Source organism: Marinobacterium marinum (assembly GCF_013868415.1).
Lineage (GTDB): Bacteria > Pseudomonadota > Gammaproteobacteria > Pseudomonadales > Balneatricaceae > Marinobacterium > Marinobacterium marinum.
In genome coordinates this window covers 145,049-159,514 of the sequence record NZ_JACEMT010000033.1, presented here as the reverse complement: position 1 = coordinate 159,514, position 14,466 = coordinate 145,049, and the positions used below count along the sequence as shown (strand labels likewise).

Annotated in this window: 14 protein-coding genes; 7 read left to right on the top strand and 7 right to left on the bottom strand. The window is 56.8% G+C overall.

Annotated features, from left to right (window positions below):
* Nucleotides 1-78 precede the first annotated feature (78 nt).
* Genes H1S06_RS02920 through H1S06_RS02910 form a run of 3 tightly spaced genes read left to right on the top strand, consistent with a single transcriptional unit; the run spans nucleotide 79 to nucleotide 3,623 of the window.
* Entirely contained in the window at nucleotides 79-1,761 is a 1,683-nt protein-coding gene (locus tag H1S06_RS02920) for a methyl-accepting chemotaxis protein (protein WP_181737024.1), read from the top strand.
* A gap of 53 nt (nucleotides 1,762-1,814) precedes the next feature.
* Complete coding sequence (locus tag H1S06_RS02915) at nucleotides 1,815-2,249, top strand: DUF1722 domain-containing protein (RefSeq protein ID WP_181737022.1); 435 nt, start codon at nucleotides 1,815-1,817, stop codon at nucleotides 2,247-2,249.
* Nucleotides 2,250-3,623 carry a cryptochrome/photolyase family protein gene (locus H1S06_RS02910; protein ID WP_181737020.1) on the top strand — a complete coding sequence of 458 codons (1,374 nt, stop codon included), beginning with the start codon at nucleotides 2,250-2,252 and terminating at the stop codon, nucleotides 3,621-3,623.
* 61 nt (nucleotides 3,624-3,684) lie between these two features.
* On the opposite strand, the gene dsbG is transcribed toward H1S06_RS02910, so the two are convergent.
* Nucleotides 3,685-4,479 carry a thiol:disulfide interchange protein DsbG gene (dsbG, locus tag H1S06_RS02905; RefSeq protein ID WP_220183733.1) on the bottom strand — a complete coding sequence of 265 codons (795 nt, stop codon included), beginning with the start codon at nucleotides 4,477-4,479 and terminating at the stop codon, nucleotides 3,685-3,687.
* Between the two features lie 23 nt (nucleotides 4,480-4,502).
* A complete protein-coding gene (gene dsbD / locus H1S06_RS02900; RefSeq protein WP_181737016.1) occupies nucleotides 4,503-6,326 on the bottom strand; it encodes a protein-disulfide reductase DsbD in 1,824 nt (607 codons plus the stop codon).
* Nucleotides 6,327-6,435: 109 nt separating this feature from the next.
* Between dsbD and H1S06_RS02895 the strand changes: the two genes are divergently transcribed.
* Both H1S06_RS02895 and H1S06_RS02890 read left to right on the top strand, forming a co-directional pair.
* A complete protein-coding gene (locus tag H1S06_RS02895) occupies nucleotides 6,436-7,122 on the top strand; it encodes a response regulator (protein WP_181737014.1) in 687 nt (228 codons plus the stop codon).
* Complete coding sequence (locus tag H1S06_RS02890; protein ID WP_181737012.1) at nucleotides 7,119-8,423, top strand: sensor histidine kinase; 1,305 nt, start codon at nucleotides 7,119-7,121, stop codon at nucleotides 8,421-8,423. The genes H1S06_RS02895 and H1S06_RS02890 overlap by 4 nt, the downstream gene beginning before the upstream one ends.
* Nucleotides 8,424-8,431: 8 nt before the next feature.
* Here the strand turns inward: H1S06_RS02890 and H1S06_RS02885 are convergent, their stop codons facing one another.
* The 5 genes from H1S06_RS02885 to pilB are packed head-to-tail and all read right to left on the bottom strand — an operon-like array spanning nucleotide 8,432 to nucleotide 13,089.
* Nucleotides 8,432-8,656: a DNA gyrase inhibitor YacG gene (locus tag H1S06_RS02885; protein WP_181737010.1), complete on the bottom strand. Its 225-nt coding sequence runs from the start codon at nucleotides 8,654-8,656 to the stop codon at nucleotides 8,432-8,434.
* Between the two features lie 4 nt (nucleotides 8,657-8,660).
* A complete protein-coding gene (gene coaE, locus H1S06_RS02880; RefSeq protein ID WP_181737008.1) occupies nucleotides 8,661-9,272 on the bottom strand; it encodes a dephospho-CoA kinase in 612 nt (203 codons plus the stop codon).
* Entirely contained in the window at nucleotides 9,272-10,126 is an 855-nt protein-coding gene (locus H1S06_RS02875; RefSeq protein ID WP_181737006.1) for a prepilin peptidase, read from the bottom strand. Before H1S06_RS02875 ends, coaE begins: the two co-directional genes overlap by 1 nt.
* Nucleotides 10,127-10,128: 2 nt before the next feature.
* Nucleotides 10,129-11,376: a type II secretion system F family protein gene (locus H1S06_RS02870; protein ID WP_181737004.1), complete on the bottom strand. Its 1,248-nt coding sequence runs from the start codon at nucleotides 11,374-11,376 to the stop codon at nucleotides 10,129-10,131.
* 12 nt (nucleotides 11,377-11,388) lie between these two features.
* Nucleotides 11,389-13,089, bottom strand: coding sequence for a type IV-A pilus assembly ATPase PilB (gene pilB, locus H1S06_RS02865; protein WP_181737002.1), 1,701 nt, complete (start codon nucleotides 13,087-13,089; stop codon nucleotides 11,389-11,391).
* Nucleotides 13,090-13,376: 287 nt separating this feature from the next.
* Here pilB and H1S06_RS02860 point away from each other — a divergent pair, with 287 nt between their 5' ends.
* Both H1S06_RS02860 and H1S06_RS02855 read left to right on the top strand, forming a co-directional pair.
* Entirely contained in the window at nucleotides 13,377-13,787 is a 411-nt protein-coding gene (locus H1S06_RS02860) for a pilin (protein WP_181737130.1), read from the top strand.
* A 91-nt stretch (nucleotides 13,788-13,878) separates the two neighbouring features.
* A complete protein-coding gene (locus H1S06_RS02855) occupies nucleotides 13,879-14,316 on the top strand; it encodes a pilin (RefSeq protein ID WP_181737001.1) in 438 nt (145 codons plus the stop codon).
* Nucleotides 14,317-14,466: the final 150 nt, after the last annotated feature.

Below are 14,466 nucleotides of genomic sequence, written 5' to 3'. Positions count from 1 at the left end.
AAGCTAGAGGTGTTATAAAAACGCAACGCCCTGTTCCTTAGAATAGGGCCTTCCCTGTCGTTGTTAGGTAGTTCGCCCATGTCCGGAATGAAGCTGAAAAGCAAGCTGTTGTTACTGTCCCTGTTACCGCTGGCTCTCGTCGTGGCGGCAATCATGCTGATCGTGCGCTTTCAAATGGAGTCGATGGGCGATGTTGAGGTGCAGCGTATACGAGACAGTATGCTGGTTGCCAAGCAGACCGAGCTGAAACATTACATCGAGCAGGCTCTGACGGCGATTGGTCCGGTTCAGGCACGTGCCGATTTGAGTCTGTCCGAAAAACAGGTCGAAGCGGGCAGGATATTGAATGCCATGCGCTTTGGCAGCGAAGGCTATATTTTTGGCTATGATACCAATGGCGTTGCTGTCGTGCAGGGGGGGCAACCTGCCTCCATCGGTCAGGACCTGAGTGATACCCGAGATGACAACGGGGTATATATTGTTCGGGAACTGGTCAGTAAGGGACAGGCCGGGGGCGGCTATCTGGAGTATGTGTGGGACAAGCCCGGTACGACACAGCAGGCCCCCAAACTGAGTTACTCTGCTCCGGTACCCGGGTGGGGCTGGGTTCTTGGGACAGGATTTTATATTGATGATATTGATGCGGCGGTTGCTCAGGCTGACCAGCAGATCAGACGTTCGATCCAGAGTACCCTGACCCTGGTAGCCGTCGCTTCCCTGGTGCTGCTGGGCGTAGTAAGTGTGATCAGCCTGCTGGTGGCACGACGCTTGACGCAGCCCTTGCAGCAAACGGCTGCAGCCTTGCGTGACATTGCGGAAGGCGAAGGTGACCTGACTCGACGCTTACCGGTCGAATCCAATGATGAAGTAGGCGAAGTCGCACGCGGATTCAATGACTTTGCCGGCAAGATTCAACAGTTGGTGCGGGATGTGCACACGGCGGTTCAATCCCTGAGCGAATCGACCGACTCCATGAGGCTGGTAGTTGGTCGTACTCATGAAGATGCACATGTGCAAAAGGGAGAAACCTCTCAGGCGGCGGCTGCCATCCATGAAATGGCCGTGGCCGTGCAACAGGTGGCCGGCAGTGCAGCACAGGCAGCAGGCGCCGCACGTGAAGCGGATACAGAGTCTGGCAACGGACAAGTTGTGGTTGAGCACACCATAGAAGCCATCAACCAACTGGCCGATGATGTGAACCGCTCGGCAGATGTGATCGCCAGCCTGGATGCCGATGCCGATCAGATTGGTACGGTGATTAACGTTATCCGTGATATTGCCGGACAGACCAACCTGCTGGCGCTGAATGCTGCAATTGAGGCGGCGCGGGCCGGGGAACAGGGCCGAGGCTTCTCCGTCGTGGCCGACGAGGTGCGCACTCTGGCGACGCGTACTCAGCAAAGCACCGATGAAATTCAGCGCATGATCGAAGGATTACAGGACGGGGCGCGTCGGGCGGTAGCGGAAATGCAAAACTCTCAGGCTCAAAGTCGAGAAACGATTACCCAGGCGGACAGTGCGCGCAGCTCGTTGCAGCAGATCACGCATTCGGTGAGTACCATCACCGAGATGAATACGCAGATCGCCAGTGCGGCTGAAGAACAAACGGCTGTTGCCGACGAAATCAGCAAGAGCGTACAGCAGATCGCGGATATTGCCGACAAGGCTACGCTGAATGCGGAAGACCTGGAGGGGACGGCGTCCCGCATGAGTGACCTCGAAGGTCAGCTGAGCGAGTTGGTGTCGCGCTTCAGAATTTGAGTTGCCGGGTCGGTGCCCGAGGGTACCGGCCCTTGACAGGAAGGGCTGACGATATGGCTGATATCTACACTTCATACCATGCACTCCTGCAGCATCACAGTCGGCAAAAATATCGGTTGATGGCCCACCATTATGAAGGGTATCGTGAGCTGGGTCGGTATCTGGCTCAGGCGCATGATCAGCCGCTGGATAACGTGGTGCAGCACTATCGTGAGCGCTTTGAATACCATATGGCCTTTCCGGCCACGCGTAAGAGCCATACCAATGTCCTGCAGCATATCTTCGGCTACCTGAAGCGTGAAATTGACAGCGCCAGCAAGCGTGACATTCTGGCCAGCATTGAAGCCTACCGCTTGGGGCAAACGTCTTTGGATGTGCCGCTTACCCTGCTTGACCGCTATATTCAGCGTTTTGGTTCGGACTACATCCGTCAGCAAAGCTACCTGAACCCCGGTCTACATGAATCAGATACAAGGAGTCATACCTGAATGCAGCTGGTCTGGTTGCGCAACGATCTGCGCTTGGTTGATAACCCGGCCTTGAGCGCCGCCTGTGCAACCGGCGAACCGGTTATGGTCGTGGTGTGCCTGACACCGGCACAGTGGGCTGCGCATAATGAATCGGCGGCACGTATCAACTACTGGCAAGCACGCCTGGAATGGCTGGAGCGGCAGTTGTCAGCGGGGGGGATTGAAGTACGGCGCTTGATGCTGGAGTACTTCGCCGACTGCCCGCCAGCGATCCTGCAGCAGGCGAAGGCCCTGAGAGCCAATGCGGTGCATTTCAATTATGAATATCCGCTCAACGAACAGCAGCGCGATCGAGCAGCCTGCCAGCTCCTTGCGGCCGAAGGGATCGTAGCTCGTGGTCACCATGGCGATCTGATTATACCGCCAGGACGAGTAATGACGGGGCAGGGGACGCCGTTCAAGGTGTTTACCCCTTTTAGCCGGGCCTGGATGAGAGTCTTGTTGCAGGTGTTGCATGATCCCCTGCCGGCTCCTGTGGGAGCATCGGTTGAGCCACAGGCGGGCAGTGCCTTGCCGTGGCCGTTGGTGGGGGAGCAAGCGACCCCTTACCCCGTTGCAGACTCCCAGTTGTCTGCCCAGCTGTATCGCTTTGTGCATGAGCGTGAGCCGGACTATAGGCGCTGGCGTGACTTCCCGGCACGCCACGCCACCTCTGGGCTTTCGGCAGCACTGACCATAGGAGCCCTGTCGGCGCGCCAATGCCTGGCAGCATTAAAACAGGCCGCCAGTGCTGATGAGTGGCAGCAAAGTACCTGGCTTAACGAACTCATCTGGCGTGAATTCTATCGCCACCTGCTGGTTGCATTTCCCGACTTGAGCCGGCTGGCACCATTCAGGCCTGAGGTGGAAGCACGGATTGGCTGGTTGAACAATGATGCGGCATTTGCCGCCTGGAAGGTGGGTGAAACGGGCTTCCCCATTGTGGATGCCGCGATGAAACAGCTGTTGGCGACCGGCTGGATGCATAACCGGCTGCGCATGATTGTCGCGTCTTTCCTGACCAAGCTGCTGAGGGTGGATTGGCGTCATGGCGAGGCGTATTTCATGTCGAAGCTGATAGATGGCGATTTTGCCTCGAATCTGGGCGGGTGGCAGTGGAGCGCTTCTGTCGGTGCTGATGCCGCGCCCTATTTTCGGATCTTCAATCCCCGCTTGCAGAGCGAGAAATTTGATCCTGACGGCGAATACCTTGCAACCTGGCTACCGGAGCTGCGGCAGCTGAGCCCCCAAGCCCGACATGAGCCGGGGGCCGGGCAGGCCTATGGCCGTCCGGCCCCGATCATAGACTATCGACAGGCACGACAGGCGGCACTGGACGATTACAACGGGTAATCTGCACCACGGCCATGATCGGTGTGATAGGAGGTGATGCCGTGCCTCGGGTTTTTGCCCCTCAGGGGCTGACACTGCCCATGACTTTTTGCAGCTCGGCCGGGCGAGGCATGCCTTGTTGCATGCGTACTTGGCCATCCGCATCACGGTAATACGTAGAAGGGGTGGCATGAAGCCCCAGACTGCGCATCATCCGTGTATTTTGCTCGACTTTTTCACGTTGTCGGTCGACAGCGGCCGTATCAACGTCAATGCCACCACCGCCATATTGCTCCTGATTGGCAAGCAAAGCCTGCTGAGGGTTGTCGGCATCAAGGATGGTTGCGGCTTTGGGCAGGCTATCGGCTTTGAGGATGCCGACCAGCACATGGCGCAGCTGTACCTGCCCGGCGTCAACCCAGGGGCGGGCGGCTTCACTGAAACGATGACAGTATGGGCAGTTCGGGTCGGTGAAGGTGTAAACCACGGTGGGTGCCGACGGGTCGCCGTCCAGTAGCCAGTGGCTGTTCTCCAGCTTTTCCCAGGCTTTTGCATGCTTGGGCCCCATGACCAGAGTCTGAATCTTGTGCTCAGTCAGGTTCTCTCCGGTAGCGGAAAGCATGGGGCCAAGAATGACGTGCTCCCCATCCGAGGTCAGGTAAAAGGCAATGGGACTACCTTGCATTTCGCCGACATAACCGGTCATGCCACCCGGCGCGGGGTAGGTTTCACTGATCTCGATACCCCGGTCGACCAGGTTCTGTACGGCATCCGGATGTTCGGCTTGTGCATTGAGTGAAAGGGCGGCAGCGGCGGTCAGGAGGGCGCCAGTGGTCAGCGCAGAGCGCAGAGGGTGGCGTTGAAAAAGATGTTTCATGGTAGAGTTCTCCATATATAGGGTCAGGATGAGCGGGCATCATTCAGGCGTTGCAGGAAGTCATTGGCCGAAATTTCTCCAATGGTGCGCTGGGCGCGGTACTCACGTCCGTCCGGGCCGTATATCAAAAGGGTGGGGGGGCCTATGATTTGCAACTTGCGCATCAGGGCCTGGTCAATGACATCATTGTCGGTCACATCGGCACGCAGGCGCTGCATGGGGCCCAGAGCTTCCTGCACGGCGGGGTCGCCAAACACTTCGGCTTCGATGACCTTGCAGGCCACGCACCAGTCCGCATAAAAGTCCACCAGTGTCCATTGCCCCTGTTGTCCGGCTTGAGCCAGCGCCTGCTCCAGATCGTCTGTTGATTTGATATCGGTAAATTCGAGTGTGTAAGGTTCGGTGGCGCCGGCGCTAACGGTATTGCTTCCGGCCAATGTTGCCAGTGGTTGTAGAGGATGGTTGCCGCCCGCCGCCGCGCCGATCATCATCAGCCCACCCCAGAGCGTGAGGATAAGGCCGCTGCTGGAGAGCAGGGTGTAGCGAGCTCCGGCTTGCTGCTGACGCGAGTTGCGTGCCAACTGGCGGATGGAAAGCCCCAGAGCAATCGCCAGAGCGCCCCACAGAGCCAGTATTAAAGCGTCATCCAGAATACGTTCCAGGAACCATATGGCGGTACCCAGCAGAATAAATCCAAATACTGCCTTGACGACATTCATCCAACTTCCCGGTTTGGGGAGCAGATGTGAACCCAGTGTCGCCATGGCGATCAGTGGTGCTCCCATGCCAAGTCCCAGAGCCAGAAGCGCCAACCCTCCCAGCATGGCATCACCGCTGTCGGCAATATAGATAAGAGCACCGGCCAGGGGGGCAGTCATGCAGGGGCTTGCCAGCAAAGCGGAAAAGAACCCCATCAGAGCGGCTCCGGCCAGGTTGCCGCCGTTCTGGCGTGCATTCAGCATCTGTAGCCGGTCTCGTATGAACGTGGGCAGCTGGAGTTCATACAGTCCGAACATGGCGAGAGCCAGCAGCAGGAAAATCAGGGCCAGTGGGGCAATGAACCAGGGTGTCTGGAGCATGGCTTGCAGATTGGCACCCGCCAGCGCTGCCATGACGCCTAACAGGGAGTAGGTCAAAGCCATGCTGACAACAAAAGCCAATGATAATCGGAACGCCTTGCCACGGCGGGCGTCACTCCCGACAATAACGGCCGACAGAATGGGAATCATGGGCAGGACACAGGGTGTGAAGACCAGCAGCAGCCCGAGACCAAAGAACAGTGCCAAATTCAATAGCAGGCCGGAGCTGGCCAGCTGATCAGCCAGGGATAGGTCTTCGGCCAGAGCGGTGGAGGTTGCCGGGGCGGCTGTGGTCGGTTCGGTACCGGTGGTTGTGATGCCCGTCCTTTCTTCTGGCGGCATGATTGCCGAGTCGGGCAAGTCGATAGTGGCCTGCTGTGGCGGGTAGCATAGCCCGGCTTCGGCACAGCCCTGCCAGGTCAGCTGCACGGACTTGGATCGGACCGGTGGGATAGTGAGGGTCACCTGGTTGTAATACACCTCTGATGTACCGAAAAATTCATCCGTGATCATGTCGCCGGGCGGGTATTTAACCTCCGCCAGAGAAGTACCGTCCACGAGAACGTCCAGACGCTTGCGGTACAGGTAATAGCCCGGTGCAATTTGCCAATGCAGGTTCAGGGCGCCATCCGGCAGAGATTCCAGCTGATATTGAAAGGCCTTGTCCGGGGACATGAAGCCGCCTCCGAGGTCGTCGGGCAGCAGGGCCCGGCTGGTGGTGGAAATCAGGGCCAGCACCAGTGCCAGCCACAGGGTCGGAAAACGCATGAATAAAACTCCTGGTCTGCAATGTTCGGGAACTGTTTGCGCGGACATCAGACTGATAGGTGGGGATTAAGACAACATTAACGCGTCAGCCAGGGGGGGCGGTGACAAGATGAATGTGTTGTTGGTAGAAGATGATGATTTGGTAGCTTCTGGTCTGGAGGCCGGGTTGGCCTTGCACCATTGTCGCGTCGATCGGGTTGTCAGTGCCCGTGAAGCACGCCAGGCGCTGGAGCAGTTCGGCTTTGACCTGGTGGTGCTGGATTTGGGGCTGCCGGATGCGGACGGTTTGCAATTGCTGCGCTTTTGGCGAGATCGGGGTGTTGAATTGCCGGTGTTGATTTTGACAGCCCGAGACGATATTCAGGCTCGGGTTGCCGGACTTGAGGCTGGTGCCGATGATTACGTGCTGAAGCCCTTCGATCTGGACGAATTGGCGGCTCGATTACGGGCCTTGCTGAGACGTAGTGCCGGGCGGGCATGTACTGAAATTCGGCATGGCGATTTGCGGGTCAATCCTTCCCGGGGAGAGGTCTGGTTGGGTGATCGGCCGGTGGGCCTGTCACGTCGTGAATGGGCGCTGTTGGAGAAACTGTTGAATGCACGAGGGGCTGTGCTCAGTGATGCCCAACTCAGGGATGCGGTATATGGTATGGGAGATGATGTGGAAAGCAATGCATTGAATGTTCACATCTATCATCTTCGTCGCAAATTGGGCAAAAGCGTTATCTTGACGGAGCGTGGCGTCGGTTACCGCCTGGGGGCGCCGGTGCGGTTAAACCGAGACATATCGGCATGAGCTTGCGTAATCGTTTGCTGCTTTTGTTGGGCTGTTCATTTCTGCTGTTGTGGCTGTCAGTAGCGGTATTGATGTACTGGCACTTGAGTCGTCAGGTTGGCGAGGCACTGGATCAGCGTCTGGCCGCGTCTGCCGACATGGTGGCGGGCCTTGTGGCTCAACAGCCGGGGGGGCTGCTGCTGGAAGCGCCGAGCAGGCTGCAATTGTCGCCGGATCATGAGGGGGTGGCGTGTCAGGTACGGACACTGAGCGGGGCCGTGGTGCGTGAAACCGTTGGTGCCAGTGTTGCCCTGCCGGAAGATCCGCCACCGGGCTTCAGTACACGCGAACTGGAAGGCGAGCGCTGGCGCCTTTATAGCCGTATCTGGAACCGGCACATGATTGTGACGGCTGACCGGATGGTTGAGCGCGAAGCGTTGGAGAGAAGCATCATGTTGGTGATGGTGGTGCCTTTCGCACTGGCGTTGACCGGCAGTCTGCTGGTGTTGTGGTGGGGGGTTCGGCGTGGGCTGCGACCCTTGCAGAACCTGTCGTCAGAACTCAGGCGGCGAGAGCCCGGTATGCTTGAACCGTTGCGACTGGGGCCGGTACCTGCCGAGCTGAGCCCCGTGTTGGCTACGTTGAATCGCTTGCTTGCCCGAGTGTCGGATACGCTGAAGCGTGAGCAACGGTTTGCCAGTCAGGCCGCGCATGAATTTCGTACACCATTAACGGGGATTAAAACCCATCTGCAGGTTGCACGTCGCGTAGACGGGGAAGCGCAACAGCGAGCGCTTGCTCAGGCGGAGCAGGGCGTGGTGCGGTTGCAGGATGTTTCCGAGCAGTTGCTGTTGCTGGCTCGTTTGGAACTAAACCCGCAGGATGAATGCACGCCGGGTGTATCGGTGCAGCAGGTTGTCGAAGGGGCAATGTGTGACCTGTCGGGCCGGGGCAGAATTGATGTGCGACTTGAATGTAGCGCGGATACGGAAATTGCCATGCCGGACACCCTGGCGGTCATCGCTTTGCGCAATCTGCTGGAGAATGCGTTGAAGTACTCGGACCGGCTGGAGCCTGTTGCTCTGCATGTCTCAAGCCGGGAGGGGCGAGTGTACCTGACGGTGAGTGACCGGGGAAATCGACAGGTGGAGGAGGGTGACTGGACACCGGCACCACGCCAGCCGGACAGTCATGGGCTTGGTTTGGCAATTGTGGAAAGCATCCTGGCCTGTTGCCGAGGGCGCCTGATCGGTGTGGCCAATGCGGTCGGCGGTCTGGATCAGCGTTTGGACCTGCCGGAGCAGCCGGCAGGCCGTGATTAATCGGGGTATCAGTGCCGGGTAGGGGTGAATGTCATCTCTTCCGGCATCATGCCCGAACTGAAGTCATCCACGGAGGGCTCGGCCGCGATTTGATAGCCTTCGCTGGCCCATTCACCCAGGTCGATCAGGCGACAGCGTTCGGAGCAAAAGGGCCGCCACTTGTTTTCGGCGGTATACAGGGCGGGTTCGCCACACTGAGGACATTTGACCTGTCGGGTGTTGTGAGCGCTCATTCTGTTACTCCTCTTCAGCGGCCAGTGCCAGCAACCGGGGGTGAAGTGTCTGGACTGCGGTATTCAACTGCTCCTGGGAGCCACTGTTATCCAGAATGAAGTCGGCATGCTGGCGGCGCTCGTCTCGAGTCATCTGGGCTGCCAGGATTTGGTGAACCTGAGTTTCATCCACGCCGTCACGTTGCATGGTGCGCTCAATCTGAATGGCTTCGGGTACATCGACCAGGATAACGGAGTTCACCAGCAGGTGTTGGTCGGTCTCCAGCAACAGAGGGGACGCAAGAACCGCATAGGGGTGGCCGTCGGCATCAAACCGGTCCAGTGTATCCAGAATGGATTCACGGATCAGGGGATGCAGCAGGGCCTCCAGCCAGTTACGCTCGCGTTCTTTGTCGAATACGATGCGGCGTAATCGGGCGCGATCCAGCGTCCCGTCCGGGCGGATAACGTCCTGGCCAAAATGTGCTGCGATCTGCACAAGCGCCGGGCTGCCCGGCTCGACCACCTGACGTGCGACCCGATCCGCATCAATCAACGGAACGCCCAGGGCGGAAAAACAGGCGGCAGCAGCGCTTTTACCGCTGCCGATACCTCCGGTCAGACCTGCAACCAGCATCAGAAACTCCCAAGATACGCAGAGATAATCGGCTCACCCCACAGCAGGGCAATCCATCCGGCGATGGCCAGATAGGGGCCGAACGGCAAGGGATTTTGCGCCTGATGACGCCGAAAAGCAATCAGCAGCATTGCCAACACAACACCTACAAGCGACGACAGCAGGACCACCAACGGCAAGATGGTGATCCCTCCCCAGGCACCCAGGGCAGCCAGCAGCTTGAAGTCGCCATAGCCCATGCCCTCTTTGCCGGTCAAGAGCTTGAACACCCAGTAGACGCTCCAGAGAATCAGGTAGCCGGCGGCAGCGCCGTAAACGGCACTCTCCAGCGAGGTAAAAACCCCCTGGGTATTGATCAGCAGGCCCAGCCACAGCAGGGGCAGGGTAATGGAATCCGGCAACAGGTGGTGGTCAAGGTCGATAAACGTCAGGGTGATCAGTGCCCAGGTCAATAGGACCAGTGCGCAACCTTCAAGCGTCAGGCCAAAGTGCCAGATGATCCAGGCCGAGCTGCAACCGGTCAGGAGTTCGACAAAGGGGTAGCGGAAGGAGATGCCGGTACCACAGCCGCTGCAGCGGCCGCGCAGCAACAACCAGCTGATCACCGGAATATTTTCATACCAGCGGATCTGGTGCCCGCATTCCCCGCAACGGGAGCGGGGGGTCATCAAATTGAAGGTGGCTTGCTCTTCAACGGCTTCGCCGGTTTCGGTCTTGAGTACCCGGTCCCAGTCACGCTGCATCATGACAGGCAGGCGCAGAATGACGACATTCAGGAAACTGCCAATCAACAGTGACAGAACAAGCGTACAAAGAGCCGCCAACAGCGGCTCGGCCATCAATAGTTCCAGCATCGTTATACCACGTTACCCAGCTGGAAGATCGGCAGGTACATCGCAATTACCAGGCCGCCTACGAGTACGCCCAATACGGCCATGATCAGCGGTTCCATGAGGCTGGAAAGGTTGTCGACGGCGTTGTCCACGTCCTCTTCATAAAAGGTTGCGACCTTGTCCAGCATCATATCGAGGGAGCCGGCTTCTTCGCCGATGGCGACCATCTGTACTGTCATGGTAGGAAAGACTCCGGTCATATTGATTGCATTCTGCAGTGACTGCCCTGTGGATACGCCGTTGCGAATCTGGATGATCGCGTTGTGATATACCACGTTGCCAGCAGCGCCGGCTGCAGAATCGAGAGCTTCCACCAAGGGGACCCCCGCAGAAAATGTGGTGGCCAGAGTACGTGCGAAACGTGCAATGGCTGCCTTATGTAGAATGGGGCCAATGATGGGAATACGCAGAACGCTCCGATCAACAAAATCGGAAAATTTCTGCGATTTGGTTCTTGCCTTGGTAAAAGCAAAACCAGCCCCGATAGCGCCCAAAAGGCCAATAAACCAGTACTGTTGTGCCCACTCGGAAAGTCCGATCACCCATTGCGTAAAAGCAGGAAGGTCGGCACCAAAACTTTTGAAGACACTCTCAAACTGAGGTACTACCTTGACAAGCAGAATGGCGGAAACGATCACACCAACAACTATAACAGCGGTGGGATAGGTTAACGCCTTCTTGATCTTTTTCTTCAGAGATTCCACTTTTTCTTTATAAGTGGCGATGCGGTCCAGCATGGTTTCCAGTGCGCCGGATTGTTCGCCGGCATTAATCAGCGAGCATACCAAATCATCGAATTGCTCGGGGTGGTTTTCAAAGGCCCGAGATAGGTCCGAACCTCCGTTGACGTCATCACGAATGGCGTAGATCATATGCTTGAGCTTGTCTTTTTCGGTACCGTTGCCGACGATATCCATGGCCTGCAGCAAGGGAACCCCTGCCTTCATCATGGTCGCCAACTGTCGAATAAAGTAGGCGATATCGGCGGGTTTGATAGGCTTGTCCTTGGCGCTGAAAAGAGATGCGCGCTCCTTGACGACCTTGCTGGGTCGAACGCCCTGTTTGCGCAAGAGCGTTTTGGCCGCCGCCAAGCTTTCAGCGTCGATTTTGCCCTTGCTGCTGTTGCCGCTTTTGTCCTTGCCTTGCCAGTTGAATGTATGTTTTTTTTGAGGCTTGTTCGAAGGCTTACTTGCTGCCGCTACCCTTACCATGTTCTATCCCTGTCAGGTTTTAATGACCCGGTTCAATTCTTCAAGGCTGGTGACGCCAGCCGCGACTTTTAATAGACCTGATTGACGCAGGGAATTAAATCCCTGTTGTTGCGCTACTCGCGTGATATCGAGGGAGTTGCCGTTTTCCATGATGCAGGCGGCAATTTCACTCGACATTTTCAACATTTCATAGATACCGACACGGCCTTTATAGCCACGGTTACAGGATTTGCAGCCTTCGGGGTTGGCTTCGAACAATTCCAGCCCCGGCAGTTGTTCTGCAGTAAAGCCTTCTTCCAGCAAAGTGGCTTCCGGCAGGTTGGCCGGTTGTTTGCAATGCTCACACAGGCGTCGTCCCAGACGCTGGGCGATGATCAGGCTGACCGAAGTAGCGATGTTAAAGGCCGGCACTCCCATATTGCGCAGACGAGTCAGTGTCTCCGGAGCGCTGTTGGTGTGCAGTGTAGAAAGCACCATATGGCCGGTTTGAGCGGCCTTGATGGCGATTTCAGCGGTTTCCAGGTCTCGAATCTCACCCACCATCACCACGTCGGGGTCCTGACGCAGGAAGGCACGCAGTGCCTCGGCAAAAGTCAGGCCGACCTTGGGATTCACATGGACCTGGTTAATGCCCTCAAGGTTGATCTCCACCGGGTCTTCTGCCGTGGAGATATTGCGCTCTTCGGTGTTCAGGATGTTCAAGCCCGTGTACAGAGAAACGGTTTTACCGGAGCCGGTGGGGCCCGTGACCAGAATCATGCCCTGGGGCTGCTCAAGGGTGGTCAGATAGGCTTCCTTTTGGTCGGGCTCAAAGCCCAGTGCTTCCACGCCCATCTTGGCACTGCCGGGGTCGAGAATACGCAATACGATCTTCTCGCCCCAGAGCGTCGGCAGTGTGTTGACACGGAAGTCGATAGCGCGTTTGGCGGATACCTTGAGCTTGATACGGCCATCCTGAGGGACGCGTTTCTCGGAAATGTCCATGCGCGACATGACCTTAAGGCGTGCCGTCAGTCGGCTGGCCAGATTCAACGGCGGCTTGTGAAGTTCCTGCAGCATGCCGTCGATACGGCAGCGTACCCGGTAGCTTTTTTCATAGGGCTCGAAGTGGATATCCGAAGCGCCTTTCTTGATGGCGTCCAGCAGAACCTTGTTGATAAAGCGGACGATGGGGGTCTCGTTGGCAGCCTCTTCCGCATCGTCCTTGTCGCTGGCGGGTTGGTCATCGCCCAGTTCGATGTTTTCGAGGTCGGCATCTTCGAGCTCATCCAGAGCGTCGTTGGCACCGTCCAAAAACTGTTCCAAGCGCCGCGCCAGCTTGTCGGACTCGACAATGACCGCTTCAGTGGTTTTGCCAGAGCTGAATTTGATCTCGTCCAGGGCCTGGATGTTGGTGGGGTCGGCCAGGGCAATATAGAGGCGGTTATCACGCTGCATCAAGGGTAGCGTTTGGTGCTTGGTGAGCAGAGTGTCGGCGACAACATCACGCGGGATGGCATCGTCGCCGATGGCATCCAGGTCAAACAGCGGCAGGCCAAATTCTTCGGAGGCGGCCGTGGCGGCGCGGTGCGCGCTGACCAGTCGATGCCCGATAATATAATGAATGAAGGGCTGGTTGGCTTCGCGGGCCTGAGTCACTGCGTCCTGCGCGACTTCGGCTGAAAAAACGCCATCATTGACCAGACGCTTGGCCAGGCCTGTTAGGGGTTGCATTCCTTGAGACACCGTCGCTCCTGTCGCCATGTAACAGAGTATATACAATTGGAAGGTATGGTACTGCAATCAAAGCATGGCTGCAGCTGCAGTGTAAACTGATGTGGCCAAAAAGCCGCTTTATTGATTAAGCTCAAATTAACAGGGTGTTCAGTTTGTATTAAGGCTGGACAAGCCGGTCGGCTGATGTCTACTATGTGTCTCAGCTGGCCGCCACAGGATGCTGGCACTGGCTGTTCAATATGGATTGTTAACTCGCTGGAGAGTAATGCATGAAAACTGAAATGATGAAAAAGAATCAGCAGGGTTTCACCCTGATCGAATTGATGATCGTAGTGGCGATTATCGGTATCCTGGCTGCCATCGCGCTGCCGGCTTATCAGAACTACACCACGCGTGCTCAGGTGTCAGAGGTTGTTCTGGCCGCTTCTGCAGCGCGTACTGAAATCTCCGAATATGTGGCAGCTGAAGGCGCCTTGCCGCCGGCGACTTATGTTGTGCAGGATCAGGTGTCCGAATTTGTATCAGGCCTGGCTTGGGATGGTGCAGATGTGACTGCAACTTCTCAGAACCTGAACGGTGGCGCTGTCGGTACTATCGTCCTGCGCCCGACTGTTAATGCCAATGGCCAGGTTGAGTGGCTGTGTGGTGGTTCTATTCAGGAACAGTTCCGTCCGGCCAGCTGCCGCGACTTCTAATCAAAAATCTGAAAAGTTTTTGATTGGTTGATATGCAAGAAGGCCTCCTGTATGGAGGTCTTTTTGTTTCTGGTGGGTGTGGGGAGGCGATATGGGTAGGCAGGCTGGTTTTACGCTTATTGAGTTGATGATCGTGCTGTCAATCGTGGCTGTCTTGGCCGCCATTGCGCTCCCCCGATATCAAGGGTACGTCTCTCGTACGCAGGCAACAGAAGCCCTGTTGGCAATGGATGAGGTGAAGCAGCGGGTTGTTGAGGCATTTCATAGTGGAACGCCTTTGGTTGATATGAATAGTGGTGCGGGGGTGTTCCCGCCAGCGGCCAGCTACAGCAGTCAGTATGTTGTTTCGGTTGAGGTTGTGGCAGGGGTTGTGCGTGCTCGCTTTGGGAATGATGCTCATGCCGTGCTGCAGGGTAACGGATTGGTTTTGAGCCCTGATACCTCGAGTGGAACAGTCGTGTGGACATGTGCTTACACTGACGCTGCGGGCTATGACAATATGCCAAGTATGTGTCGTCATGCGCCCTGATACTTTTTTTGGGGGTATTGTGCTGTTGAATGGTGTCCGTTATCGGGTTGTTCAAAGATCTACTTGATTTGGGTGAATGCTGACAGCGGACAAGTTTTAATCAAATCGCCATAGAGAACGAGGGTGAATGTTGTAAACTCGAAAAAAGAG